Origin of the sequence: Pseudomonas sp. R76 (assembly GCF_009834565.1) — a bacterium.
GTDB lineage: Bacteria > Pseudomonadota > Gammaproteobacteria > Pseudomonadales > Pseudomonadaceae > Aquipseudomonas.
The window spans coordinates 1,547,277-1,568,628 of record NZ_CP019428.1 but is presented as its reverse complement, the minus strand read 5'-3'; the positions used below and the strand labels follow the sequence as shown (position 1 = coordinate 1,568,628).

General features: G+C 58.4%; 37 protein-coding genes. 33 read left to right on the top strand and 4 right to left on the bottom strand.

What is annotated here, in order from left to right:
• The 3 genes from PspR76_RS06950 to PspR76_RS06940 all read right to left on the bottom strand — a co-directional run bounded on the left by PspR76_RS06950 (position 1) and on the right by PspR76_RS06940 (position 1,815).
• Positions 1 to 852 carry a BRO-N domain-containing protein gene (locus PspR76_RS06950; RefSeq protein ID WP_159954535.1) on the bottom strand — a complete coding sequence of 284 codons (852 nt, stop codon included), beginning with the start codon at positions 850 to 852 and terminating at the stop codon, positions 1 to 3.
• Between the two features lie 69 nt (positions 853 to 921).
• Positions 922 to 1,539: a hypothetical protein gene (locus PspR76_RS06945; protein ID WP_159954534.1), complete on the bottom strand. Its 618-nt coding sequence runs from the start codon at positions 1,537 to 1,539 to the stop codon at positions 922 to 924.
• Positions 1,540 to 1,593: 54 nt separating this feature from the next.
• Positions 1,594 to 1,815 carry a transcriptional regulator gene (locus PspR76_RS06940; RefSeq protein ID WP_021491160.1) on the bottom strand — a complete coding sequence of 74 codons (222 nt, stop codon included), beginning with the start codon at positions 1,813 to 1,815 and terminating at the stop codon, positions 1,594 to 1,596.
• Here PspR76_RS06940 and PspR76_RS06935 point away from each other — a divergent pair.
• From PspR76_RS06935 to PspR76_RS06810, 28 genes are all read left to right on the top strand, one after another.
• Positions 1,709 to 2,644, top strand: a complete 936-nt coding sequence (locus PspR76_RS06935; RefSeq protein ID WP_237235733.1) for an XRE family transcriptional regulator — start codon at positions 1,709 to 1,711, stop codon at positions 2,642 to 2,644. The genes PspR76_RS06940 and PspR76_RS06935 overlap by 107 nt on opposite strands.
• A 16-nt stretch (positions 2,645 to 2,660) precedes the next feature.
• Entirely contained in the window at positions 2,661 to 2,906 is a 246-nt protein-coding gene (locus PspR76_RS06930; protein WP_159954532.1) for a hypothetical protein, read from the top strand.
• Positions 2,903 to 3,121: a hypothetical protein gene (locus PspR76_RS31200; RefSeq protein ID WP_237235732.1), complete on the top strand. Its 219-nt coding sequence runs from the start codon at positions 2,903 to 2,905 to the stop codon at positions 3,119 to 3,121. The genes PspR76_RS06930 and PspR76_RS31200 overlap by 4 nt, the downstream gene beginning before the upstream one ends.
• Positions 3,122 to 3,321: 200 nt before the next feature.
• Positions 3,322 to 3,768 (top strand): hypothetical protein, encoded by a 447-nt coding sequence (locus PspR76_RS06925; RefSeq protein ID WP_159954531.1) that lies wholly within the window; start codon positions 3,322 to 3,324, stop codon positions 3,766 to 3,768.
• The gene (locus tag PspR76_RS06920) at positions 3,698 to 4,195 is read left to right on the top strand and encodes a helix-turn-helix domain-containing protein (protein ID WP_159954530.1); all 498 of its coding nucleotides are present in this window, start codon (positions 3,698 to 3,700) and stop codon (positions 4,193 to 4,195) included. The genes PspR76_RS06925 and PspR76_RS06920 overlap by 71 nt, the downstream gene beginning before the upstream one ends.
• Positions 4,192 to 4,641 carry a DUF6941 family protein gene (locus tag PspR76_RS06915; RefSeq protein ID WP_159954529.1) on the top strand — a complete coding sequence of 150 codons (450 nt, stop codon included), beginning with the start codon at positions 4,192 to 4,194 and terminating at the stop codon, positions 4,639 to 4,641. The genes PspR76_RS06920 and PspR76_RS06915 overlap by 4 nt, the downstream gene beginning before the upstream one ends.
• Positions 4,642 to 4,885: 244 nt before the next feature.
• The gene (locus PspR76_RS06910; protein ID WP_159954528.1) at positions 4,886 to 5,317 is read left to right on the top strand and encodes a hypothetical protein; all 432 of its coding nucleotides are present in this window, start codon (positions 4,886 to 4,888) and stop codon (positions 5,315 to 5,317) included.
• 107 nt (positions 5,318 to 5,424) lie between these two features.
• A complete protein-coding gene (locus tag PspR76_RS06905) occupies positions 5,425 to 5,751 on the top strand; it encodes a DUF2388 domain-containing protein (RefSeq protein ID WP_159954527.1) in 327 nt (108 codons plus the stop codon).
• Between the two features lie 105 nt (positions 5,752 to 5,856).
• A complete protein-coding gene (locus tag PspR76_RS06900) occupies positions 5,857 to 6,456 on the top strand; it encodes a superinfection immunity protein (protein WP_237235731.1) in 600 nt (199 codons plus the stop codon).
• A 616-nt stretch (positions 6,457 to 7,072) separates the two neighbouring features.
• Positions 7,073 to 7,471, top strand: a complete 399-nt coding sequence (locus tag PspR76_RS06895) for a hypothetical protein (RefSeq protein WP_159954526.1) — start codon at positions 7,073 to 7,075, stop codon at positions 7,469 to 7,471.
• Complete coding sequence (locus PspR76_RS06890) at positions 7,458 to 7,658, top strand: hypothetical protein (RefSeq protein WP_159954525.1); 201 nt, start codon at positions 7,458 to 7,460, stop codon at positions 7,656 to 7,658. The genes PspR76_RS06895 and PspR76_RS06890 overlap by 14 nt, the downstream gene beginning before the upstream one ends.
• A 149-nt stretch (positions 7,659 to 7,807) precedes the next feature.
• On the top strand, positions 7,808 to 8,395 hold the full coding sequence (locus PspR76_RS06885; RefSeq protein WP_159954524.1) for a hypothetical protein: 588 nt from the start codon (positions 7,808 to 7,810) through the stop codon (positions 8,393 to 8,395).
• A 21-nt stretch (positions 8,396 to 8,416) separates the two neighbouring features.
• The gene (locus PspR76_RS06880; RefSeq protein WP_159954523.1) at positions 8,417 to 8,842 is read left to right on the top strand and encodes a hypothetical protein; all 426 of its coding nucleotides are present in this window, start codon (positions 8,417 to 8,419) and stop codon (positions 8,840 to 8,842) included.
• 19 nt (positions 8,843 to 8,861) lie between these two features.
• Complete coding sequence (locus PspR76_RS06875; protein WP_159954522.1) at positions 8,862 to 9,299, top strand: hypothetical protein; 438 nt, start codon at positions 8,862 to 8,864, stop codon at positions 9,297 to 9,299.
• Positions 9,296 to 9,481 (top strand): hypothetical protein, encoded by a 186-nt coding sequence (locus PspR76_RS06870; protein ID WP_159954521.1) that lies wholly within the window; start codon positions 9,296 to 9,298, stop codon positions 9,479 to 9,481. The genes PspR76_RS06875 and PspR76_RS06870 overlap by 4 nt, the downstream gene beginning before the upstream one ends.
• Complete coding sequence (locus PspR76_RS31010) at positions 9,478 to 9,651, top strand: hypothetical protein (RefSeq protein WP_174245594.1); 174 nt, start codon at positions 9,478 to 9,480, stop codon at positions 9,649 to 9,651. Before PspR76_RS06870 ends, PspR76_RS31010 begins: the two co-directional genes overlap by 4 nt.
• Entirely contained in the window at positions 9,644 to 9,991 is a 348-nt protein-coding gene (locus PspR76_RS06865) for a hypothetical protein (RefSeq protein ID WP_139372324.1), read from the top strand. The genes PspR76_RS31010 and PspR76_RS06865 overlap by 8 nt, the downstream gene beginning before the upstream one ends.
• A gap of 156 nt (positions 9,992 to 10,147) precedes the next feature.
• A complete protein-coding gene (locus PspR76_RS06860) occupies positions 10,148 to 11,311 on the top strand; it encodes a hypothetical protein (protein WP_159954520.1) in 1,164 nt (387 codons plus the stop codon).
• 10 nt (positions 11,312 to 11,321) lie between these two features.
• Positions 11,322 to 12,080 carry an ERF family protein gene (locus tag PspR76_RS06855; protein WP_159954519.1) on the top strand — a complete coding sequence of 253 codons (759 nt, stop codon included), beginning with the start codon at positions 11,322 to 11,324 and terminating at the stop codon, positions 12,078 to 12,080.
• Positions 12,077 to 12,844: a lambda exonuclease family protein gene (locus PspR76_RS06850; protein ID WP_159954518.1), complete on the top strand. Its 768-nt coding sequence runs from the start codon at positions 12,077 to 12,079 to the stop codon at positions 12,842 to 12,844. Before PspR76_RS06855 ends, PspR76_RS06850 begins: the two co-directional genes overlap by 4 nt.
• Positions 12,841 to 13,434: a hypothetical protein gene (locus PspR76_RS06845; protein ID WP_159954517.1), complete on the top strand. Its 594-nt coding sequence runs from the start codon at positions 12,841 to 12,843 to the stop codon at positions 13,432 to 13,434. Before PspR76_RS06850 ends, PspR76_RS06845 begins: the two co-directional genes overlap by 4 nt.
• Before the next feature lie 69 nt (positions 13,435 to 13,503).
• Positions 13,504 to 13,992, top strand: a complete 489-nt coding sequence (locus PspR76_RS06840; RefSeq protein WP_159954516.1) for a hypothetical protein — start codon at positions 13,504 to 13,506, stop codon at positions 13,990 to 13,992.
• Positions 13,993 to 14,052: 60 nt separating this feature from the next.
• Entirely contained in the window at positions 14,053 to 14,529 is a 477-nt protein-coding gene (locus PspR76_RS06835) for a hypothetical protein (RefSeq protein WP_159954515.1), read from the top strand.
• Positions 14,530 to 14,648: 119 nt separating this feature from the next.
• Complete coding sequence (locus PspR76_RS06830) at positions 14,649 to 15,242, top strand: DUF1566 domain-containing protein (protein WP_159954514.1); 594 nt, start codon at positions 14,649 to 14,651, stop codon at positions 15,240 to 15,242.
• A 58-nt stretch (positions 15,243 to 15,300) separates the two neighbouring features.
• Positions 15,301 to 15,654 carry a four helix bundle protein gene (locus PspR76_RS06825; RefSeq protein ID WP_034134182.1) on the top strand — a complete coding sequence of 118 codons (354 nt, stop codon included), beginning with the start codon at positions 15,301 to 15,303 and terminating at the stop codon, positions 15,652 to 15,654.
• A gap of 212 nt (positions 15,655 to 15,866) precedes the next feature.
• Positions 15,867 to 17,024, top strand: a complete 1,158-nt coding sequence (locus PspR76_RS06820) for an RNA-directed DNA polymerase (protein WP_174245593.1) — start codon at positions 15,867 to 15,869, stop codon at positions 17,022 to 17,024.
• A 45-nt stretch (positions 17,025 to 17,069) separates the two neighbouring features.
• On the top strand, positions 17,070 to 17,597 hold the full coding sequence (locus tag PspR76_RS06815) for a hypothetical protein (protein WP_159954513.1): 528 nt from the start codon (positions 17,070 to 17,072) through the stop codon (positions 17,595 to 17,597).
• Between the two features lie 10 nt (positions 17,598 to 17,607).
• A complete protein-coding gene (locus tag PspR76_RS06810) occupies positions 17,608 to 17,964 on the top strand; it encodes a hypothetical protein (RefSeq protein ID WP_159954512.1) in 357 nt (118 codons plus the stop codon).
• A gap of 213 nt (positions 17,965 to 18,177) precedes the next feature.
• Here the strand turns inward: PspR76_RS06810 and PspR76_RS06805 are convergent, their stop codons facing one another.
• The gene (locus PspR76_RS06805; protein WP_159954511.1) at positions 18,178 to 18,399 is read right to left on the bottom strand and encodes a hypothetical protein; all 222 of its coding nucleotides are present in this window, start codon (positions 18,397 to 18,399) and stop codon (positions 18,178 to 18,180) included.
• 88 nt (positions 18,400 to 18,487) lie between these two features.
• On the opposite strand from PspR76_RS06805, the gene PspR76_RS06800 reads away from it, so the two are divergent.
• From PspR76_RS06800 to PspR76_RS06780, 5 genes are all read left to right on the top strand, one after another.
• Positions 18,488 to 19,147, top strand: coding sequence for a hypothetical protein (locus PspR76_RS06800; protein ID WP_159954510.1), 660 nt, complete (start codon positions 18,488 to 18,490; stop codon positions 19,145 to 19,147).
• Between the two features lie 49 nt (positions 19,148 to 19,196).
• The gene (locus tag PspR76_RS06795; RefSeq protein WP_159954509.1) at positions 19,197 to 19,526 is read left to right on the top strand and encodes a hypothetical protein; all 330 of its coding nucleotides are present in this window, start codon (positions 19,197 to 19,199) and stop codon (positions 19,524 to 19,526) included.
• 49 nt (positions 19,527 to 19,575) lie between these two features.
• Positions 19,576 to 20,049: a hypothetical protein gene (locus PspR76_RS06790; protein WP_159954508.1), complete on the top strand. Its 474-nt coding sequence runs from the start codon at positions 19,576 to 19,578 to the stop codon at positions 20,047 to 20,049.
• Positions 20,050 to 20,135: 86 nt separating this feature from the next.
• The gene (locus tag PspR76_RS06785; protein WP_159954507.1) at positions 20,136 to 20,330 is read left to right on the top strand and encodes a DUF4224 domain-containing protein; all 195 of its coding nucleotides are present in this window, start codon (positions 20,136 to 20,138) and stop codon (positions 20,328 to 20,330) included.
• A 10-nt stretch (positions 20,331 to 20,340) separates the two neighbouring features.
• Positions 20,341 to 21,330, top strand: coding sequence for a tyrosine-type recombinase/integrase (locus tag PspR76_RS06780; protein ID WP_159954506.1), 990 nt, complete (start codon positions 20,341 to 20,343; stop codon positions 21,328 to 21,330).
• The last annotated feature ends 22 nt before the right edge of the window (positions 21,331 to 21,352 follow it).

Genomic DNA, 21,352 nt, shown 5'->3' with positions numbered 1-21,352 from the left:
TCAGGCCTTCCCGACCTTAGCGGCCAATTCAAGGAAGCGATCCACGTACCAGTGAGGCTGCGTCTCGCGGGGGCATTGAGGGCTGGTGAGGTTCTTGCCGTAGGCCATGCCCTTCTCGGTCACGGACCAGAAGTCGACCATTTCCTGCCTGGAGTTTTTGCGCTGAAGAACCTTGAGGAAGCCGTGGGCCTCAAGAGCAAGGTTGAAGCCGCGGGCGGTGCTGGCGATGGCGTGATCTTTGATCAGGGCGGTGATTGCCTTGGTGGGCATCGACGAACCACCAGCGGCGTCAGGGGCGGCATCAACGGCGTAGCCTGGGAGGAATTTAGCGTCCAGGCCGTTGTTGGCGGCAATCTTGGCCAGCATCAGCATCTTGCTGGAGTTGGCAGGCTTCAACAGGCGGTCAAAGCATTCCAGGATGGCCAGCTCGCCGACGATTTTGGAGTTGTTTGGGCCTTGGGCAGAAAAGTTGCCGGTCTTGCGGATGCTCGGCAGGACCTGGCCAACCACCCACTCTTCGAACCTCTCGGCGGCCGGCAGCTTGGACTTCATCACTAGCCGGTACAGGTCCCGCTCCGGGATAATGGTCATGAAACCACCACCCTGTTTCGGGGTAGTGGTCGCAGCCTTGCAATGGCGGGCCACGGCATTCTCCGGTTTGGAGTAACCGAGGGCATCAGCGACATCGCGCGCGACAAACCACGGGTCACCGAGCTTGTCAGTTATGACCCGGATCGCCGCGCCGTCGAAGTCGAACGGGATCACTGAGGAATTACGCGCCACGTTTTCAGATTGCGAAAAACGTGGCGCGGAAATGTTGGGGGTATTGATCGATTCTGTATGTTGGTGCATGATTCGCTCCAGTTGTTTACCGCTGTAGAAAAAGCCGACCTCGTACGTCGGCTTTTTTGTGCCTGGAATTCAGGCGATTGATTTCAGTGCTGGCTTGCCGTTGAGCAGAGCTTCAGCCTTACGGCGCAACTCCCCTGCCTTCGCTTCAACCTGGCGGCACTGTTTGGCGAACGCTGGCAAGTGCGGCAGGTCCTGCTCGCACATCACTTGGTCATCAAACACTTCGCTGCCGGTGTCGATCACATCGCCCAGGGCGCGGATCAGTGCGCCGAAGCTTTTGTTCGCGCATTGGTCGCTGGTCATCTGGCGGGCGCCGGTCAAGCCGTGGCGGCTCGCCAGCTCGTTCAAGCAGTGATCGCGGTATTCAGGTTCAAGGGCGTTGACCCACGACTCTTCAAGCCAGGACGGCATTTCCTGATCGCCGGACAGCCAGCGCTGAACACGCTTGAGCCAACGACCCGTGGCCTTAATGAACTCGCCCACATCGTTCAGGCGTGCCAGCTCTACGAAGTCCGGGACTTTCGCGTCGTTGATCTTCGCGGCAGGCACGGTCAGGTAGATCTCGCGGCTCAGCGCTTGGGCGAAGTCGTCCTGGCTCAAGCTGGTGCGGGCGATCTGGTTTTGGGCATGGGCGACCAGCACCTGATCACGGGTTTCTACGGTGTGTCTGGAACTGGACGTTTGCATGGGCACTGCTCTCTTCTAATCTGGCTTCAATGGAACTGCGGACAGGGATGTCGCTTACGCTGCCTGCGGCCTTTTCACCCTTGGCGGGTAAAGGTCTGGGCGCAGCTCAGAGCGATGAACCCCGGTTAATTTCTCGATCTCCAGCACTCGCTCAGCAGGAACGCGCCCGGTGGCGCACATCTTCTGCACTGCTTGTGGCGTGACCTTCAGTGACCGGGCTAAGGCGGATTGGCCGCCGGCAGCTTTCGCGGCCTTCTGGATTGCTGTCTGCGTCATACGCACCTCAAAGTTACAGCTACAACCTAAGGTTAACCCATGGACGTATTTATCTACAACTCAAATTCGCAATTACATCTACAACCGTTGTTTGTATGATTCGGCGATGAAAAATATCGGTGAGCGCATCGCGCAAAAAAGAGAGGCGGCAGGCCTTAGCCAGTCGGAGTTGGCCCGTCGTTTGGGGCTGAGCCCTCAGGCTGTCCAGAAGTGGGAGGCTGGCGTCTCTACGCCACGGAATAGCAAGCTGGGCGACCTGGCTGAGGCCCTCGGCACTTCGATGGGCTACTTAATAGATGGCGGTCCTGGTGAAACGGGCCGAACCGCGCCTGACTCGAATGCCAGCTCCATGAAGGCTATTGATGGCTGGGACGAAAAGACCCCGCTCGACGATGACGAGGTTGAGGTTCCATTTCTGCGCGAAGTCGAACTGGCCGCAGGATCGGGCCGCTTTGTCATTCAGGAGGACGAGGGGGAAAGCCTTCGCTTCCGCAAGAAGAACCTTCGCGAAAACGGCGTTCAGTTCAGCAACGCCAAGTGCGTGACGGTCCGTGGCAACAGCATGACCCCGGTGTTGCGCGATGGCGCAACGGTGGGCATCGACTTGGGCAAAACGAGCCTGGGCGACATCATCGATGGCGACCTATACGCCATAAACCATAATGGCCAGATGCGTGTTAAACAGGTTTTCAGGCTTCCATCAGGGATCAGGTTGCGAAGCTTCAACCGCGACGATCACCCGGATGAGGACTATAGCTTCCAGCAGATGCAGGATGAGCAGATCGGCATCCTAGGGCACGTGTTCTGGTGGGGAATGTACGCCCGCTAACCAAAAGGAGCCGGCTATGTCCCTGACCAAGCCAAACCAAGACCTCAAGCGTGACCTGCAAGGCATCGCCTCCGACCTAAAATGGTCAGCCGTAGAGCTGATGAGGATTGCGGAGCGGCTGAGCTTGGCAGGGAATGAGGAAGACGCCCAGGCCGTGCTGAAGATGTGCACCGTGTTTCATGCTGATGAGGATCGACTGGAGGGTTATGCGGATGAGGTGAAGGACTGCCGGATAATTCGGACTGCGGAACAGCGCAAATGACTGCATGGCGAGAGCAAAGCTTTTGGAGCAAGGCTTGGACCTATGCTCTGCTCGCACTCGTTGCAACACTCACTATCTATACTGGTGCGAACTGGTCAGGCGGGGGATCATCGAATAGCAAGCGGGTATTCAGCCCTAATTTCATTGCTCTGTGCGTTTTCGTGGCGGTGGTTGAGCTGATAGCGCTGAACCAATTCTATGGCGTGCTTGGCTGATGCAAGCGCGAACGTTTGCCCTTGGCTGGCTGTAAGCGTGCTTCACTCGGGGAGAGAGCTCATATCAGCATGTCAAATCGGCATGGTAGGCGGTAAGATTCCTCAAGGTATCGCCGATACGGACAAAAAAGTCAGCAGCAAGCGGATTTTACACCTTGCAAGCGAGAGCGTTGTTGTAGAAATATACTAAGGACGATATATTGTACGAGTACATCATTCACAACGATGCTACAGCTGACATTCGGGGCGTGATCGCGGAAGACAAGGAGCAGGGCCTGATCGTTTATCGGGCGGTTCAACAGCTCCGCGATGACCAAGATGCGATGGACAGGCTGACACAAATGGACTGGGGAGGATCGCCTAAATGGCCTCGCCCCAAAACAGCCACCTTCAATACCGGACCATGGGTTGAAGCGCAAAACGCCCAAATGAACCTTTGGAGGCTTCGTTTTTTTGACGAGGACCTGGCAGGTTATAGGTTCATTCACGCTTTTTTTCCTACTGAGAATCGCTATGTGCTCCTAGCGGTGATTGAAAAGTCTGAATTTGGCGTGATACACGATGAGAGATTCAATTATGAGCTTAAACACCCTATTTCGCAGCGAATCGCCAGTTCTTATAAAAGACTGGTCGAAGGCCTTTGGTAGCGATTCGCCTCCGCCAGTCAAAACTGAGACCCGGCACTCCAATATTCACATCGGCAGTTTTAGCGTAAAGCCGTCAAACATTGCTGCAGCTCATCAAGACTTTGCAGACTTGGAGCTAGAGCTTGAGAGTGACGACTCAAATCGCGAAGGCCTTGCTGCTGCTGCGGTATGGGTTGCCGATCGCTTTTACCCTGATGAGCAAAACACCGTTCGTACGGTTAGGCTTAGAAGAGGGCTATCGCAAAAGCAGCTGGCGACAATAATCGGATCTAGTCAGCCGCACGTTGCTAATATCGAAAAAGGATCGGTCAACGTCATGTTTAATACAGTTCTACGGCTGTGTGACGCCTTGGTAATAACGCCAAACGACTTTCAATGCATGATAGAGAACCAGCAGAAAATAAACGCTCGGAAGGAACCGAAATGAGTCGCTATGCACATACATTTTTCTGCGATGACGTTCGCGCCGAAATTGGTCGAAAAAACAGCTACATCGGTGTGTACAACGACAAAATGCTTACATCCGCGCTGCCCGGAACCATTTCTAAGCTTTGTACCGTAGTTCACATCTCAACACCTTTGAACCAAGCCTTTCAAAATATTTCTGTGCGGGGAGTTTTTAGAGGCCAGGCAGCATTCGAGATGTTTCTGAGTCCCGAGGAAATCAGAGCCATGGACGCATCACTCCCAACACCTGGACCTGATGCTCATAGCTCTTATATCCAGTTGATGGCTGTACTGAGCCCTTTCCAGATTGAAGGGCCTGGAAAATTGACCGTAGAGGTCATAGCTGACGGCGAGAGGCTGTACTGTGCAGGACTCGAGATCGACGTAGCCTCCCCTGCGGATATTCAAGAAAATCCTTTCATCTGATTGAGCCCGGCCCAGCGCCGGGCTTCTTGTTTCTGCTCTTTCACACTCGACTCTTCTGGTCATCCCAACTCCTGGTGAAACCGTTTAGCCCGAGCTCTGCAGCCGAATCCATCACGGCATATATTGTTACAACCATTCGCCCGCATACACCGCCCGTAGAGAACTACAAACTTCTACTCCAGTCCTAATGCTAGGCGTGCTTTAAACCGTGAGCGCCTGCTGACAACCCATAGAGGTTCAAAAAATGAAAATGACACTGCCCGCCCTATTCTTGGGCGTACTCATTTCGCAAGGAGCAATGGCTGCCGGAGACGGCACAGCCGGCCTTGGAGGCGGCGTTGGTGGTGCACTTGGCAATATCGTAGGCCAACAGCTGGGAGGCTCAACTGGCGCGGCGGTAGGCGCAGGCGTAGGTGGTGCTGCGGGCAGTGCTGTCGGCGCTCAGAGAGGAAACAGAGCTGAAGCCGCATTAGGTGGCGGTATCGGCTCGGCTGGTGGCTCCCTCATCGGTAACCGCCTCGGCGGCACGACTGGCTCGACGATCGGCGCAGGTCTGGGCGGTGCCGCGGGTGGCGCGCTTGGAAACAACCTGGCGGATGATGAGAGCAATCATCGATCGGATGGTAAGAAGCACAAAGGCAACAACAAGCATAAACACAATAACAAGCATCGTTAGTTTCTGACGCGGTTACATAGAGCCCGCCCTGCGTCGGGCTTCTTGTTTCTGGCGAGCCACTACCCTGCTATGGTGGCGCCCTTAGATCGCAATGGAAGCAATGAAGCATGGAGTCATGGAAGACATTGGCGATAGCCCTACTGGCATCGTTCAGCACGCAGGCCGTATCAGGTGATGGCGCCAACCCTATCGCTGCCGCGATATTTCTCACAATCTCCGCGCCAACCATTTTGGTTGGGGCGACCACATCCCTCACGACCGAGCCGCCAAAGGTTTTCAAATCGGCGAAGACCGACGCTCTGGCGTTCATTGGTTCGGATGGCGAGATCCGCGGCGCGCAGTTTGAGCAAGCCTCCAGATACTACCGCTCCAACGCCGCACCGCCGCTGATGTCAGACGCCCAACTCGCCCGGGCGATCGCAACTTCCCTCTGAAAACGAATTGCTGGCCTTCAACTGGGCCGGGCTTCTTGCGCCTACCCTTCCCTGCCTTCCAATGGTGGCCGTACGCCACGAATGGTAGAGTGCGAGCTCAATTCAATGGATCAGGTTTACGATATGGATAGTGGAAGCCCTTGGGCTGGCTTTGTTCTTCTTGTGGCTGCCTTTGTCATCTATTTCCTGCCTACGTTCGTTGCTTCGAATCGCAAGCACGTCAACTTCACCTCGATCTTTCTGGTGAACCTGCTCTTGGGGTGGACATTCCTGGGCTGGGTTGCAGCCTTGGTGTGGGCTTCCTCAGCAAACACAGAAAGCCCAGCCGAAAAAAGTTCGCAGGGCCTTGTCGTATCCGGTGATCGCGCCTGCCCTTACTGTGCCGAGACGATCAAATGCGCGGCCATCAAATGCAAGCACTGCGGCGCTGATGTTGAGCCAGTAGCCGCCCCGCGCCTTAAAAATGGGTGGGTCGCATCAACTGCCTGCCGTGACGAAGAAGAGCAGCAGCGAACCATTGAAGCCATTACCAGTAGCGGGCTTCCGGTCGTTTCAATGATTGGCCTAGCTGTGGGTGCCGGCCCATTCGAAACGAAGGAAGAAGCCAAGCAAGCCATGGTCACGATGCGCGACGGCCCCAGGCTATTCAGCGAGATCGTTTACAGGGACTCGGTGAGCGGCAAGTATCCCCCCATTACCGACTGACAGCCGAGAGTCACCAGAGCCCGCCAAGTGCGGGCTTTTTCATGCCTGGGATTCGGACCTACAACCATGACAGAACCCACCGACAACTTTAAATCGAAATATCTACAACCAAAAAGCTTGCAAGCTGTAACTTTTGGTTGTAGATTTAATCCATCGCAGCGACTTACGAGGGACTGCGAAGGGCCTCACAGCCCGCCGCTCTTTAACAGCACGGGAACCTCGCAGATCAATCCCCAGCAATGGGCACAGTGCGAGCAATAAATTCGATCTCCACGCCAGCTCTGGAACTGGCCGTGCTCATCAGATGTGAGTACGCGAAACCACGCAAGCCGGTCGGCGAAGAACACCGTCCACGAAATGTGTGACGCCGACTAGAGATATGAATCGGGCGATGCGCGTGGTGGAGATGAAGCACCCACAGATTTACTGATGCCGCTTCTATGAGGCGGCATTGTTGAATTGAGTGGAGAGCAATCAATTGAAAATCGAGACAAGGATTTGCTCAATATGCCGCCTTCCTAAGCTAGCGTCAGACTACCGGAAGAACGGATCTCGCCTGAGATCTTCGTGCAGAACGTGCTGCAATTTGGTCGAGGCCGCCCAGCGCAAACAAAGAATGTCCGATCCCGAATATCGCAAATCGAAAAACGATATTGCTGCGGAATGGCGCGCTAAAAATCCAGGAAAGCTTGCTGAGTATAAAGAGAGGTATCGGCTTAAGCCTGACTCTCCGAGCAAGCCAGCGCCTAAGAGGGATAGAAAGCAATATCGGGCCACCAACAAGGAAAGGCTTGCCGAGCAGCAAAGGGAGAGCCGAAAACGGAACAGAGCGCTTGTTCAGCAGAAGGCGAAAAACTACAGGGACTCCCTGCCTGACCCTGTAGTCATCGCTCACATCAGGCAGTACTCGCCAAGTCTGAACAAATCGAATATCCCGAAAATATTAATTGAAGCAAAACGAGCTCACATGCTGCTCCGGCGGCTCATTAAAGGTAGTCAAGATGAAGAACGCTGAAGAATTACGCAAGAACTTGGCCGACGTTTTCCGCCAATTGCAGGCCGGCGAGCTGAAGCCGGCCGAAGCGGCCGAACTCGCCAATCTCGGCGGCAAGATGATCAACAGCGCCAAGGTTCAAGTCGAGTACTTCGCGCTTCGCAAAGAGGCGCCGAAGATTGCTTGGCTTGAGCAGGACGCCGAGTAGGACGACCAGCGCCATGACAGCCGGGAAAGACCGGCACCTACCCTTCCCCACCTCTATTACGTCAGCACTCCTCCCCCGCGCCCATCGGCAACCAGCGGGAGGCATGAGTGTTGACGAATACAGGTGAACCAACGAATGGAGCTCCCGAAATGCCAAAGATTTTGGATGTGATCAAAACCAAGCAGGGGCAGATGTTCCTGCTGCTGGATGAAATGCCACGCCGTGTATACGAGCGCACCGGCAACCTGCTTGTTTCGAGCCACGATGGCTTCTTCGACTTCATGAAGATTGTGCCAGGTACCCGTGATGCGTTTGCGGGTCGCTCTTTCAGCATCAATCTTTCTGACGGCTCGACTCTGGAGTGCAAAGGCCAGGTCTGGGATTCCGGCGGCGACCCTGGTGTCCCCACGGTTCATGTCGGCATTGGCACCCGCGAGTCACTGGAGAGTTGCTACGTGTTCAGTGCAGCCACTGTCGCGAGGTCGCTGGTAGAGGCTTGGCTGTCCGAGAACAAGCCGAGCAGCCGTTATTACAAGTACGACAAGCGCGAGACCGTCGAGTACTGGGAGGACATTTACCGCACCAGGGGATGGGGGAATCGAATTTCTCCAGCTCGGGCCCGGAAGCTCCGCAAGCGCGGCGCCACCATCTGGCGCGTAGATGGCAGGCCAACCTGGAGCGCTCGCTTCGAGAAGCGCAAAGCTCAAATCCTCTCGGACATTGCCGCAGACGCCTAACCCCAAACACTGGAGGTCGCCATGAGCGATTGGATCAAGTGCAGCGAGAAGCTGAGTGAAGTTAAAACCCTGGCGACTCTTGTGCTTGGGGGGATCTTTGATAATCGAGAGCTTGGCGATATCGATATGGTCTATGACATGCCGGAGTGTGAAGCGCTACAGCGCAACCTCGTGACAAGCATTGATGACGTTCATGTCGAGCTTGTAAGCCGCCTCGATTATGGCGCCGCATTGCAGCAGCGGGATACGGCCTGGACCGCTGAAATCGTTGCAATGGTCGAAAGCGCTTTGCGCCGGTCTTTCTCCCTTGGGCAGATTTACTGGCAGCAGGCTGACTCTGACTCGACCTGCCAACAAAACAAGTCCGATCAGACCATGGAAGTTCAGGCGCAACACATTCTGAACGTTATCAAGTCGATCAACGATCTGACCCGGCCCACCGAGTAACGCCACCCTGGAGGCGACCATGAACGCAGCATTGAAGATATGCCAGGAGCGTTACGACGCTCAGTTGCCGCCAGAGGTCAGCGAGGCGAGCGCGGAACAGGAGTGGCTGGAACACTCGGCCGAGCAGTTGGTGTGCGGCATGGACATCAAGTGGAAGCGCCGCCACGGCCAGCCGCAAGTGGTGACGTTTGATCGTTACTGCACGTACCTTCAAGGCCACCTGAACCAGCGCCAAATCGACGGCCTGGACGAGCGAGACTCACTTGCTCGGCTGTTCCTGTCCTCAATCCTTGGCAGCCAAGCGGACTCACGCGGCCACGCCGCGGAACTGATGGGCGAACAGCGCCCCATCGAAGCCGCGGAACGGATCGCTATGGACTTGCTCAGGCCCTACGCCTCCGACGCGGTTGCAGCAGAACGGGAAGAGCTCGAAGACGACGTGGATGGTGACCTATGAGCGCTCACATCCTTATCGACGACGCGCTAGAAAGCCTCAAGCACGCAGCAAGCACTCAGGAAGAGGCGGTAATTGTTCAGCGGATGATCACTCAGTTCCTCGTTGATCGGTCGCTAACCCTCAAAGAATTCGACCACTACTGCGCACGCCTCAATAAGGTCTCGCGCAAGGAGGCAGCATGACCACTGCACCGGTTAAATCACTGATCGACGAACAGATCGCCGAGATCGAACGCAGCCTGACAATCCTCGGCGCCGGCCTGCCGCGAGACCTGCCTGTGTCGGCACTACCGCCAAAACTTGCTGCTGCGATCAAGGGCGGGCGTATCGCGGTGAGGGTTCGTCATGGATGACCGTGAAATGCTCTATTTGGCCGCCGAAGCTGCTGGCCTTCGTTGCAACGGCCATTACCCAGACAAGAATGGTTACGTGTGCTTGAGCAGCCATACCTTTTCGTCTGGCTGCTTTAGCCCTCTCGATTTCAATACCGGCCACGCTTTTGTTCTTCAGGCGCGCTTGGGAATAAGCATCGACATGAACGTGGTGACTGAGCGCGGCTTTCAGACTGGATGGGTTCAGGCTTATCACGACGATGGTCAAGCTTGTGAGGACGTGGTTGGTGGTCGTTCCGAGTCTGCCATATGCAGGGCCATAGTGAGGGCTGCTGCGAAGATTAGAGAGGCGCAGCAATGACCACCCGCCAGCGCACCCGGCGCCTGCTCATCTGGCGCGGCTCTTTCTCTGCCCTCTCCCTCTGCACCTTCCTGATGCTGCTCAGCGCCCTCGCTGATCGAATCACCCAATAACCAACACCTTCAATCGCTGCGAGCATCGCGGCAAGGATTCCTCATGTCCGCAGAAACCGAACTGGCAGTCGTACCGCCGAAAGAAACAGCGTTAACCGTATTCAGCACCGTTAAGGGACTTGACCCGTGGCTTCAGCAGGTCCGCGCGAAGGTAGACGAATTCAAAAAAGTGCTTCCCGACCTGAAAACGGACAAAGGCCGCAAAGCTTATGCATCGATGGCGCACCAGATCGCAAAATCGAAAAACGCACTTGAAGCGGTAGGCAAAGAGATTTCCGCAAAGCAAAAGGAGATCCCGAAGCTGATCGACGCCGAACGCAAGCGTGTATGGGACACGCTGGAGTCATGGCAGAAGGAGGTGCGGCAGCCGCTGGATGATTGGCAGGCGGCCGAAGATGCGCGGGTTGCCAAGCACAACGAAGGCATCCAGCAGATCAAGGGTATGGCGCTGTTCGGCGAAACACCTTCGGCGTCCATAGTTACCCAGTTGATCGCCGACCTCGAAGCCATTGAAATCAACGATGCTTGGGAAGAGTTCCTGGCCGAAGCCGCCCAGGTGAAAGACCAGACCCTGGCGAAGCTGCGCACCCTGCACGCCGAGCGCACCCAGTACGAAGCGGAGCAGACCGAACTAGTCCGGTTGCGCGCCGAAGCTGAAGCACAGGCCCAGCGTGACCGAGATGCAGAGATTGCACGAGTTGCCGCTGAGCAAGCCCGGCTCCAAGCCGAACAGCAGGCCCAGGCCGAGCGCGAAGCTGCCGCACGACGTGAGCAGGAACTGCTGGACAAGGCCGCTGCCACTCAGCGCGCCGCTGCACAGGCGGCACTGGGCGCCGAGGCAGCCGCCGAACGCCAGCGCCTGCAGCTGGAATTACAGGCCGAACAGTCCCGCGCAGCAGCGGCACAGGCCGAAACCAGCCGAATCGCCGCTGAGCAGCGCGCCGAGCAAGAACGCATCGCCGCGGTGCGCCGCCAGGAAGAAGCTGTAGCACAGGCGCGACTGGCGGAGATTGCCCGGCAGGCGGCGGAGGCTGAAGAAGCGCAGCGCCAGCAGAAGGCCCGCGAAGCGGACCAGGCTCACAAGGTGAAGATCATGGGCGCCGCCAAAGAGGCGCTGATGTCGATGAACATCACCGAGGAACTGGCCAAGGCCATTGTCCTGAAGATCGCACGCCGCGAAGTCCCAAACATCACCATCCACTTCTGAGGTAGCCAGCATGAGCGGCCAAATCATCGTTCCCGAACAGCGGCGCCAGGCTATGGCACCGATCTCCACGGACAACAGCATCATGGCCGTCATCAGCCGTGCTGCCGCCGATCCAACCTGCGACATCGAAAAGATGGAGCGTCTTCTGGCCATGCATGAGCGCATGCAGGCCAAGGAGGCTGAGCAAGCTTTCAACGCTGCGATGGCCGAAATGCAGTGCAACATCCCCACGGTTTTCGAGGGCGCGGTAAACCTGCACACAGGAAACTCCTACGCCACGCTCGACCACATCACCCACACCCTGAAACCGATCATGCAGCAGCACGGATTCGCCATTACCTTCAAGGTGGAAAACGCTGAAAAGGCGATCAGCGTCACTGGAATCTTGATGCATCGGGGTGGTCACCGAGAGCAAACGACCATGAGCCTACCGATCGATATCGGCAAAGGCCGTAACGATGTACAGGCCGTCGGATCATCGACTACCTACGGCAAACGGTACGTGATGTGTGCACTGCTGAACATCACGACCGGCGAGAGTCGCGACGACGACGGGCAGTCTTCGGACGGTTCAGAAACGGAGGATATGCGCGCCCAGGTCGTCGCGGACATCCTGGAGCGTGTCGGGCAGACCACTACACCGGATGAGCTGAAGGACGTTTGGCAGGCAAGCCTGAAAGTCCTGCAGGCGTCAGGTGACACCAACGGGTATTCCACAGTGAAGACTGCGGTCACCGTCCACAAAGCCAAGCTGGAGGCACCTCAATGATCATCGTGAATTGCACTCAGGGCTCAGCCGAGTGGCTGCAGGCCCGCGCCGGCGTCATCACCGCAAGCATGTTCAGCACGGCCCGATCCAAGGTGAACGGACTGACCTCGCAGCAGCAAACCTATGTGAATGCGATGCTGAACGGATATAGCGAGGCCCGCTCGCGAGAATTGGCCGGCTACAAAGCCGCGCCAAGGGCTGAAGTTGTGTTGCGCGCACTGGACGGCGAGAAGGTTGGTGAACCCTCAAACGCCGCGCTCTCCTACGCCTTTGAGTTGGCCGTCGAACGCATCGGCGGCGTGCCGCTGGACGGCGGTTTCGAGACTTGGCAGATGCGCCGGGGCCACGAACTGGAACCCGAAGCGCGAATGGAGCACGAAATCCAAACCGGCCTCATCGTTACACAGGTCGGATTGGTCAAAACAGATGATGGCGTGTTTGGCGCCAGCGCAGATGGATTCATCGGCGACGACGGTGGCTCCGAATATAAGTGCTTCCTGGCGCCTGACAAGCTCAGGTCCTTCCACATCGACAACGACGCCAGCGAAGTCATCGACCAGGTGCAGGGTTGTATGTGGATCACCGACCGGAAGTGGTGGCACATCGGGATGTACTGCCCGCTGTTGAAGCCGGTGGGCCGCCAGCTCTGGTGGAAAGAATTCCAGCGCGACGACGACTACATCGAAAGCCTTGAAGAAGACCTGTGGGAATTCAAACTGCTGGTCGACGGGTACGAGGCAGCGCTCAGGAGTAAGGCAGCATGATCAGCAACCACCTAAGCCTGGTCGAGGCACTACGGCCAGCATCGGACGAACTGGCGGCTCAGGTCGCCGAGTTCGTGGCAGCCGGCGGCGAGATCGAACAGGCCCCGGCTTACAACTACAAGCCCAAGCCCATCACCTACAGTAACCAGATGCCGCCGGCGCCGAAGCCGTTTGTTCGGCGGCGGGTTGAGGCGGACCCCCTGCCTCTCGACAAAAACGATATTCGCACCCAGGCCAGAATCAAGCTGACTGAGCAGATACGCCAGCTGGGTGTCACGCATACCCAGACCGAGGTAGCGGCAGCCCTTGGTGTCAGCCGGCGACTCATCTACAACCACGCCGAGCGGTACGACATCACGTTCAAAGCGCCCACCAGAGGCGGCGCCAGGAACTTGGTGCACAACGCGGTCGATGAGGAACGCGATGCGAAGTTCGCTGAGCGCATCAAGGCCTTCAAGGAACTCGGTATTTCCCGGCGCCAGTGCTGCGGGAAGCTGGCAATCGGCAACAAGGCCTTCGAGCGGATCATCGCCGCCCACGGCATCGACTACCCGAAAGCGCGCCAGGGCAGCACTTCATGCGCCGCATAGCCCGCACCCAGCAACGTAAACGTCAAACCTGGCTCGCACTGCCGGCCAGCGGAATAGAAGAGGTAGGCCATGGCTGCCGAACAGAAAGAGCGCACAGCCAAACTTGCCGAGAAACGGCAGGAACTGGGCGAGCAGGAATTGCGGCACACAGTCCCGCACGGCACCCGGCAGATGCTCGGCGAGTTGATGCGCTGGCATGAGATAGAGGAAGTCAGCGAAGCGGTGCAACTGCTGGTGCTGAATGGACGGGCCGAGGATATGCCGCCGGCGCCGCCGAAAGTCAAAGGGCCGTCCGACATCATCCGACACTACTTCCGGCAGGCCATGCGTGACCGGTTGGCGGCGCTCTCCGCCGAACTGGGCGAGACGAAGGATCGGGCGACCATCTGGCGCCTGATCGCGCATGCCCACTCGCTGGGTGCCGAGAAGTCAGCGCCACTCTTCGAAATTAAGCGCCACGGTTATGAGATAACCGAAAACGTGGCGCGCAAATTACGGCAAACAGGCTTTGCCGAATCGATCCAAATGAACGCCGAAGACGACGGCGAGAACGACTGACAACCCACCCTACTCGCTGCATCCGGTAATCGGAGGGCGGCGCTTACCCGGAGTAACCCCATGACCAAGCAAGCACAGCAAACAGTACTCGCCGCCGAACTCCCCGAGCGCGGCCAACCTCTGGCCGGTGGCGTGTTCGTTACCCGCTACTGGCTCAACGGCGTCGAGCGTGCCCTGATCCTCCTGGCTGACGAGCTCAGCGGCCCGTGGGGTGAGTATGGCGTCGAGATCAAAGGTGCCGGCAGCTACAGCGATGGCGAAGCCAACACCCGCGCCATGGCCGAGGCCGGCAGCGTGATCGCCATCAAGGCCCTGGAGATGGATGGCTTCATCCCGTCATGCCTGGAAGGTCAATTAGTGATGGCGGCCAAGGCTGATGGCCTGTTGGAACTGCGCGAAGACCGGTGGCACTGGCTGAGTACGCAGCGCTCCGCCAACACCGCCTACACCATGGACTTTGTAGATGGCTGGCTCTACCACGACGCCAAGCTCACCGAGCGGCTCGCGCGCCCTGTCCGCAGCCTCCCTATTCAGTAATTCATTCCTTCAATCGTTTTTCGCAGGTGATTCCCGGGAGCGCCAGGACGGCGCTCAGACCAGAAGCTCGTCGGGAAGCGCCGGCTACCTGCAACTTATCTCGCTCACAGGAGCATCTCATGCGCGCCAATGAACTGACCACGTACACCCGTGGCGATCTGACTATCAGCAGCCCGGACGAAGGGGTGGTGCTGAAACTGGCAACCCTGGCCATCGCCTCCGCCCCAGCCATTGCGGCAAGCAGCATCCCCGCCGTCGGCGAGTGCTGGCCCGGCGAAGGTGGAATCAACGGCGGCCTGTTTCCTGGGGGCGACAAGCCCTACTACCTGATCGTGCCGACGGGCGCAGATGCTGAGTCCACCCTTGAGTGGGGTGGCTACGGCCAGGAGCTCGAAGGCGCCAAATCCCCATGGGATGGACAGGCGAACACCGCGTACCTGACAAGTACCAATAGGGAGCATGACCACCCCGCCGCTCAGTTTTGCGCCGCATTCGAGCGCGACGGGCACAAGGACTTCTACCTGATGGCGCGTCGTGAGGCGTCCTTCCTTGAAATCACCGTACCAGAGGTGTTCACCCAGGCTTACCACTGGACCAGTTCGCAGCGCTCCGCCAACGGCGCCTACGGCATGGACTTTGGAGTTGGCTGGCTCTACTACGACGGCAAGGTCAACGAGCGGCTCGCGCGCCCTGTCCGCAGAAAGTTTATTTGATCATTCAATTCTTCATTCATGGGTGCGATAGCACCCTCGCTTTTCAGGGAGGCCAGGGATGGCGCTGCATACGGATTTGGAAATCCACAAGGTAGCCGAGGAATTGCTCGGGCTTTCGCTCGACCTGGTGCGCAATATCCCGCGCGACCTGAAACAGGTTGTCGGGGCAAAGATCCGGGACGAATGCTTGCAGGTCCTGGTGCTGATCGGTCGGGCCAATATGACCCGGGAGAAGCTACCGCACATCAACCTCCTGTTGGAAAGCATCTGGATGCTGAACTACTTGCTGCGCGCCCTCACGAACCGAGGGTTGATCAGCAAGGGACAACACGCCAAGGCGATGATGATGACGGCCTCAGTTGGCCGCCAGGCGAACGCCTGGAAGAAATCCGCAACCGCGCCCGCTGCTTGAGGGTCAAGGCCCTCTTGCCTGTGCGCCAAATCTGGTCGAGCCGCTGACCTCTGGGTCACCGCCATGCGCACAACAGAAACCGCCGGTCTAAAGCGTCCGCGTAGGTCTCGCGCAGTTTCCAAGCTGATCGGCACTGCCTTCGGTTTGGCGATGTAGATAGCTCGACAGGTCGCAGCGCTCCGCCAACAACGCCTACAACATGGACTTTGAAGATGGCTGGCTCAACAACAACGACAAGAACAACGAGCGGCTCGCGCGCCCTGTCCGCAGATTTAAGTGTTGCTCCCTTCCAGTTCGAGGATCTTGTCCAGGCTTACTACGACTGCCGACGCAACAAGCGGAATTCCGCAAGCGCTCGGCTGTTCGAGAAAGACATGGAGATCAACTTGCTGGAGCTGCACGACGACCTGATTGCCGGCACTTACCGGCCAGGCCGATCCATTTGTTTCGTGGTCACCCGTCCGAAAGCCCGCGAGGTTTGGGCCGCAGCTTTTCGGGACCGCGTCGTCCACCACCTCATGTACAACCATGTGGCACCGCGCTTCTACGCCAGCTTCATAGCGGATAGTTGCGCATGCATTCCAGGGCGCGGCACGCTGTACGCCGCGACCCGCCTTGAATCGAAGATCCGCAGCGCCAGCGAGAACTGGTCGAAGCCGGTCTTCTACCTCAAGTGCGACCTGGCCAACTTCTTCGTCGCCATCGACAAGGCGGTGCTGCGCAAGCAACTGGAGGTCAAGATCATCGAACCCTGGTGGCTGGCCCTGGCCACGCAGATCCTCATGCACGACCCGCGCGAGGATTACGAGACCCGCAGCCCGGCGCACCTGTTCAACCGGGTGCCGCAGCACAAGCGGCTGGTTGCGCAACCCGCGCGACTTGGCCTGCCGATCGGCAACCTGTCTTCGCAGTTCTTCGCCAACGTCTACCTCGACGCCCTGGACCAGTTCGCCAAGCACCAGCTACGTGCCAAGCACTACATCCGGTACGTCGATGACTTCGTGTTCCTGCATGAGTCGCCGCAGCAGCTCAACCAGTGGCTGGCCGAGGTCGAAGCGTTCCTGCCCAGGCTCGGCGCGAAGCTGAACCCCACGAAGACAATCTTGCAGCCCGTGGATCGCGGCGTCGACTTCGTCGGCCACGTCATCAAGCCGTGGCGGCGAACCACCCGCAAGCGTTCCCTCGGCCAGGCGCTGAAGCGCACCGCTGAGGCGCCGGCTGAGGATATCCGTGAGACCGCCAATAGCTACTTCGGCCTGCTCAGCCAGGCCAGTCACAGCCACACGGACCGGGCAGCACTCGCCCGCGTCGTGCTGAAGCGCGGCAACAGCATCAACGCTGGACTGACGAAAACTTTCCAGAAGAAGTAACTCCCCCCACTCCACCGCCCGGGCATGGCCCGGTAAGGACTCCCCGTGATCAACCTGTTCTGGCGCCTGGTTGCCAAGCTGCTTGCGCGTCCGGCGGTTGCCGCCTGGCTAATCGCCCGCGCCCAGCGCACCCCTTACCTGCACATCATGTCCGCCGACGGCTCCGAGATGTACATGGGCCGCTGGTGGCTGTTCAACCCCTACTCCCGCGAAACGCACAAACCTGCGCTGTGGTGGTGCCCGTGGTCGTTCCGCATCCACCACATCATGCGGCACGACCAAGACCAGGACCTGCACGACCACCCTTGGAACGCCCGCACCGTCATCCTGCGCGGCTTCTACAAAGAGCAGCGCCGGCATACATGGGAGTCCGGAGGACACCCCGACATTAATTACTGGCGAGAGCCTGGCGATACCGCGAGCCTGCGGCACGGGGAGTACCACCGAATCGATGAAGTCTCGCCCGGCGGCGTCTACACCCTCTTCATCACCAGCAAGTGGCGTGGTGACTGGGGCTTTCTGGTCAACGGCGTGAAGGTGCCATGGCGCACCTACACCGGCACAGACAATTGAGGTTTTGAGTATGATCAAGGTAATTCAAACAGTTGAAGAACTGGACGCCGTGCTGCACTGGCGCGGCAAGCACGCTCAGGCGATCCGTGAGCGTGACGCCTTGCAACAGCGCCTGGCCGCAGCGGATGAGCTGGCGGATACCATGGAAGGGTTGTTGCGACTGGCGCGCGGCGCAATTGGCGAGAATCAATGGACTCTTCTGACCAAAGACATTGACACGATGCTGTCGCAGGATGCCCAGCGGACCAATAACAGCAGGAACGCGCACTGCCCGCATGACGGCATCTGTCATACCAGTGAAGAAACATGCGCTGATGCTCAGGAGCGTATCGCATCACTCACAGCGCCAGCGGGCGCAGGACAATGAATATCCCGACCTTTAACCCGAAAGGTATTCGGCCTTGGATGATCAAGTATCGCCTTGCCGCTCGGATCTTCTGCTTGGTGATGCTGCCTATCGCGCCCTTCGTTTTCGCAGCTGCGATCCTGTGGGCGAACCGTAGCGACTTCTCTGAAATGAAGATGCTCGTCAAGGCAGCGTTTCTTCCATGGCAATCTATCCCGGCACCAAGCGCCCCGCCTAACCCTGGTTCGGGCGATCGCGCAAAACCCTCATAGCGCTTTCCAGTTCATCGGAGGCACCAGCTACGTGGTCAGCAGTGACCCAGCGCCACGAGGTATTGCCGATAAGGCCACCAATCGCCAGCTTGTAAAGCCGGTCGATATCGACGCCCTGCTGTTCGGCCTGCTGAAGCACTGCCAGCAATGCCTGCTCAAGATGAAACACCCTTTCGACGGACATGGCCCAGCCCTCAAGAAGTGAGGTGCAAAGTCTAGTCTGTAACTCCTCCCCCTTCAAAGTCAGCCGCTATAGCGGCAAGGACGAAGTCATGTCTGAAATAAAGGAACGGCCGATCCTGTTCTCGGCGCCGATGGTGCGCGCCATCCTGGAGGGCCGGAAGACGGTCACGCGCCGTGCTGTGAAAGGCTCCGGCCTAAACTTCCTCGCCGACTTCACGCCTGAATACGTCGCCCTGCCAGAGAATCACTTCTGCCCCTACGGCAAGCCCGGCGACCGGCTGTGGGTGCGCGAGACCTGGTACTGCGATCACTTTGAAGTAATGCGCGGGCCCTACCTCAAGCCGGATGACCTGAACGTCAGCGAAGCAATCGATGACGGGACACTGGTCTACGCCGCCGACGGGCTGACCCCGTACGAAGCTGATCAGCCAATCTGGAAGCCATCTATCCATATGCCCCGCTGGGCCAGCCGCATTCTGCTGGAGATCACCGACGTGCGCGTTGAGCGGTTGCAGGACGGCGAAGGTGAGACGGCCTTCGAAAGCCGCTACATCGCCGAAGGCATCAACCGAATCCATCAGGGCGATGGCGATTATGCGTTTCACCCCTTCAAGTCCGATCCAGGTCCAGGCAGCTGGACTGACCCTTTCGACGCCTGGCGCGAACTGTGGGTGGGGATCAACGGCGCCGAGTCGTGGAACGCCAACCCGTGGGTCTGGGTGGTCGAGTTCAAGCGGGTGACGCCATGATCGCCACCCTCTGGTTCGCCTACGTCTTCATCTACAAGGGGCCGAGGCCATGAATAGGATGGTCAGCGTCCGGACCGAAGAGCTGGCCGGCCCAGCGCTCGGCTGGGCAATCGAATCAATCGAAGGCCCCGTGCCGCCGGCGGCTGGCCAACTGCAACTTGCCTTCTGTGCGCCACCAATCACCGAGGCCCAGTGCGATCGCCTGATCGGCAAGTACGCCGTATGGGTTGAGCCAGGACACCACGCCAACTGGGTGGCCGACACAAAACGAGATCCGTTCCGGCGCGTTCACGGCGAGACACGAGCGATTGCGGTGTGCCGCGCCGTACTGGCTGAAGCCATCGGCAAGACCTGCAGCGTCCCCGCCGAACTCATTTAACCCCAATCCCCCTACATGCCTGCCGGTGAGCGGCGGGCGAGGTATTCCTATGTCAGCAGTTCAGCGATTCCACGAAGCAGCCAACGACGCCCTGGTCAAACTCAGCGAGTACTGCCTGCCAGGCGCCAAGCTGGCGTTGATCATTGTCACCGCGGGCGAGCCGGAGCGAGACATCATCCTGGAAGACCAGGGCCTGGATAGAAATGAGGTTGTCAGCGCGCTGCGCCGGAGCGGCCTGAGCATCGACGGCGACAACGCTTACAAGCGCGACCTTTGCGACTCAATTGTCGGAACCCTGGCCTTTGGAGCCCAAAACCGGTGCCAGCCGCCAGCAGGCCACTGGGCGCAGACGTTCTGGGATATGGGCCGTGAGTCATCCGCCAATACCGAAGAGCTGATATCCGCGCTGGAACTCGTCACCGACTGCCTGAGTAAGGCGATCACCGGCGGAGAGGTCTCGGCGAAAAGGGCGGGTAGCGCCTTGGTCTTCGCCACCGAGCTGCTCGCCAAGCAAATCAGATAACCCACCTTCTGCCGCCAAGCGCGGCAAGGACACCAAATTAAATTGATCAAGAGAGCGCGGCCCAGCAGGGTCTGCGGGAGGTAGGTATGTTTTTGACAGCAGAGGAAGTTGCCGAGCTGACCGGATACAAAAAGCCAGGGGCACAGATAAAGTGGCTGACCGCCGAACGATACGGGTTCGCGGTAGGTGGTGATGGGCACCCAAAGGTGCTGCGCCAAGTTGTCATCGGGCGGTTAGGTGGTATTCAATCAAGGAAGGGGCCGGAGTTGCGGCTGTGCTGAGGTGAGATAGATGCGACCGCGCAAGAAGGACCGGCACCTGCCGGCGTGCATGTACCAAAAGCACGGCGCCTATTACTTGGTCCGCAAGGGCAAGTGGTTGCGCCTCGGCACAGAGTTTCAGGCGTCACTTGCTGAGTACGCCATGCTGCTGGACAAACGTAGCCTTGGTGGAATGCCCAAGCTAATCGACGACGCGCTCGAGCACATGCGCACCAGGACGAAGCCGGCGCTGAAGCCGAACACGCTCAAGCAATACGAGGCGGCGGCCGAGCGATTGAAGGAAAACTTCGCCGACTTCGAGCCGCGCGAGGTGCTGCAGCGTCACGTCGTTGCGCTAAAGCTGCACATGGCGGACACGCCGAACATGTCGAACCGGGTGATCTCGGTACTGCGGGCGGTGTTTACTTACGCCCTGGAGCAACAGATTGTCGATTCGAATCCGTGCATCGGCGTGCGGCGGCACCTGGAGCACAAGCGCGACAGGTACATAACGCACGGCGAGTTCCAAGCGATCTGCGCCAACTCAAGCGACAACATGCGAGTGATCTATGAGATGTGCTACCTGACCGGGCAGCGCATCGGTGACGTGCTGGCCATCCGGTTGGCCGACATAAGCCCCGAGGGCATCGCCTTCAAACAGGAGAAAACAAACGCGAGGCTGCTGGTGCAGATGACGCCAGACCTGGAAGACCTGGTCGCCCGTGCAAAGGCGCTTCCACGGAAGATCCGCGGGCTCACGTTGTTCTGCTCGCCGCGCGGCGGAAAGCCTGTGCACTACAGCTCGGTTAAAGATGCGTTTGCGATCAGTTGCAAGAAGGCCGGCGTCGAGGATGCAAGCCTCCATGACCTACGCGCCAAATCGCTTTCCGACACCGACGACCAGGGCAACGACGCACAGAAGCTCGGTGGTCACACCGACGCCAAGATGACGCAACGTTATCTGCGCCTGCGCAAAATCAACGTAGGCCTGCCGCCAACAATGCCCAAAAAATCCCTGTAGTATTAGACAGATGTGAATTGTC

What these genes read in the sequence shown, in the direction of transcription:
- PspR76_RS06800 (WP_159954510.1), top strand. Translation starts at nt 18,488, where the DNA reads ATGTCTGAAATAAAGGAACGGCCGATCCTGTTCTCGGCGCCGATGGTG.
- PspR76_RS06795 (WP_159954509.1), top strand. Translation starts at nt 19,197, where the DNA reads ATGAATAGGATGGTCAGCGTCCGGACCGAAGAGCTGGCCGGCCCAGCG.
- PspR76_RS06880 (WP_159954523.1), top strand. Translation starts at nt 8,417, where the DNA reads ATGAGCGATTGGATCAAGTGCAGCGAGAAGCTGAGTGAAGTTAAAACC.
- PspR76_RS06830 (WP_159954514.1), top strand. Translation starts at nt 14,649, where the DNA reads ATGCGCGCCAATGAACTGACCACGTACACCCGTGGCGATCTGACTATC.
- PspR76_RS06890 (WP_159954525.1), top strand. Translation starts at nt 7,458, where the DNA reads ATGAAGAACGCTGAAGAATTACGCAAGAACTTGGCCGACGTTTTCCGC.
- PspR76_RS06910 (WP_159954528.1), top strand. Translation starts at nt 4,886, where the DNA reads ATGAAAATGACACTGCCCGCCCTATTCTTGGGCGTACTCATTTCGCAA.
- PspR76_RS06860 (WP_159954520.1), top strand. Translation starts at nt 10,148, where the DNA reads ATGTCCGCAGAAACCGAACTGGCAGTCGTACCGCCGAAAGAAACAGCG.
- PspR76_RS06915 (WP_159954529.1), top strand. Translation starts at nt 4,192, where the DNA reads ATGAGTCGCTATGCACATACATTTTTCTGCGATGACGTTCGCGCCGAA.
- PspR76_RS06805 (WP_159954511.1), bottom strand. Translation starts at nt 18,399, where the DNA reads ATGTCCGTCGAAAGGGTGTTTCATCTTGAGCAGGCATTGCTGGCAGTG.
- PspR76_RS31010 (WP_174245594.1), top strand. Translation starts at nt 9,478, where the DNA reads ATGACCACTGCACCGGTTAAATCACTGATCGACGAACAGATCGCCGAG.
- PspR76_RS06875 (WP_159954522.1), top strand. Translation starts at nt 8,862, where the DNA reads ATGAACGCAGCATTGAAGATATGCCAGGAGCGTTACGACGCTCAGTTG.
- PspR76_RS06785 (WP_159954507.1), top strand. Translation starts at nt 20,136, where the DNA reads ATGTTTTTGACAGCAGAGGAAGTTGCCGAGCTGACCGGATACAAAAAG.
- PspR76_RS06840 (WP_159954516.1), top strand. Translation starts at nt 13,504, where the DNA reads ATGGCTGCCGAACAGAAAGAGCGCACAGCCAAACTTGCCGAGAAACGG.
- PspR76_RS06825 (WP_034134182.1), top strand. Translation starts at nt 15,301, where the DNA reads ATGGCGCTGCATACGGATTTGGAAATCCACAAGGTAGCCGAGGAATTG.
- PspR76_RS06905 (WP_159954527.1), top strand. Translation starts at nt 5,425, where the DNA reads ATGGAGTCATGGAAGACATTGGCGATAGCCCTACTGGCATCGTTCAGC.
- PspR76_RS06940 (WP_021491160.1), bottom strand. Translation starts at nt 1,815, where the DNA reads ATGACGCAGACAGCAATCCAGAAGGCCGCGAAAGCTGCCGGCGGCCAA.
- PspR76_RS06820 (WP_174245593.1), top strand. Translation starts at nt 15,867, where the DNA reads ATGGCTGGCTCAACAACAACGACAAGAACAACGAGCGGCTCGCGCGCC.
- PspR76_RS06780 (WP_159954506.1), top strand. Translation starts at nt 20,341, where the DNA reads ATGCGACCGCGCAAGAAGGACCGGCACCTGCCGGCGTGCATGTACCAA.
- PspR76_RS06885 (WP_159954524.1), top strand. Translation starts at nt 7,808, where the DNA reads ATGCCAAAGATTTTGGATGTGATCAAAACCAAGCAGGGGCAGATGTTC.
- PspR76_RS06810 (WP_159954512.1), top strand. Translation starts at nt 17,608, where the DNA reads ATGATCAAGGTAATTCAAACAGTTGAAGAACTGGACGCCGTGCTGCAC.
- PspR76_RS06865 (WP_139372324.1), top strand. Translation starts at nt 9,644, where the DNA reads ATGGATGACCGTGAAATGCTCTATTTGGCCGCCGAAGCTGCTGGCCTT.
- PspR76_RS06895 (WP_159954526.1), top strand. Translation starts at nt 7,073, where the DNA reads ATGTCCGATCCCGAATATCGCAAATCGAAAAACGATATTGCTGCGGAA.
- PspR76_RS06920 (WP_159954530.1), top strand. Translation starts at nt 3,698, where the DNA reads ATGAGCTTAAACACCCTATTTCGCAGCGAATCGCCAGTTCTTATAAAA.
- PspR76_RS06900 (WP_237235731.1), top strand. Translation starts at nt 5,857, where the DNA reads ATGGATCAGGTTTACGATATGGATAGTGGAAGCCCTTGGGCTGGCTTT.
- PspR76_RS06855 (WP_159954519.1), top strand. Translation starts at nt 11,322, where the DNA reads ATGAGCGGCCAAATCATCGTTCCCGAACAGCGGCGCCAGGCTATGGCA.
- PspR76_RS06950 (WP_159954535.1), bottom strand. Translation starts at nt 852, where the DNA reads ATGCACCAACATACAGAATCGATCAATACCCCCAACATTTCCGCGCCA.
- PspR76_RS06930 (WP_159954532.1), top strand. Translation starts at nt 2,661, where the DNA reads ATGTCCCTGACCAAGCCAAACCAAGACCTCAAGCGTGACCTGCAAGGC.
- PspR76_RS06870 (WP_159954521.1), top strand. Translation starts at nt 9,296, where the DNA reads ATGAGCGCTCACATCCTTATCGACGACGCGCTAGAAAGCCTCAAGCAC.
- PspR76_RS06845 (WP_159954517.1), top strand. Translation starts at nt 12,841, where the DNA reads ATGATCAGCAACCACCTAAGCCTGGTCGAGGCACTACGGCCAGCATCG.
- PspR76_RS06945 (WP_159954534.1), bottom strand. Translation starts at nt 1,539, where the DNA reads ATGCAAACGTCCAGTTCCAGACACACCGTAGAAACCCGTGATCAGGTG.
- PspR76_RS31200 (WP_237235732.1), top strand. Translation starts at nt 2,903, where the DNA reads ATGACTGCATGGCGAGAGCAAAGCTTTTGGAGCAAGGCTTGGACCTAT.
- PspR76_RS06850 (WP_159954518.1), top strand. Translation starts at nt 12,077, where the DNA reads ATGATCATCGTGAATTGCACTCAGGGCTCAGCCGAGTGGCTGCAGGCC.
- PspR76_RS06790 (WP_159954508.1), top strand. Translation starts at nt 19,576, where the DNA reads ATGTCAGCAGTTCAGCGATTCCACGAAGCAGCCAACGACGCCCTGGTC.
- PspR76_RS06835 (WP_159954515.1), top strand. Translation starts at nt 14,053, where the DNA reads ATGACCAAGCAAGCACAGCAAACAGTACTCGCCGCCGAACTCCCCGAG.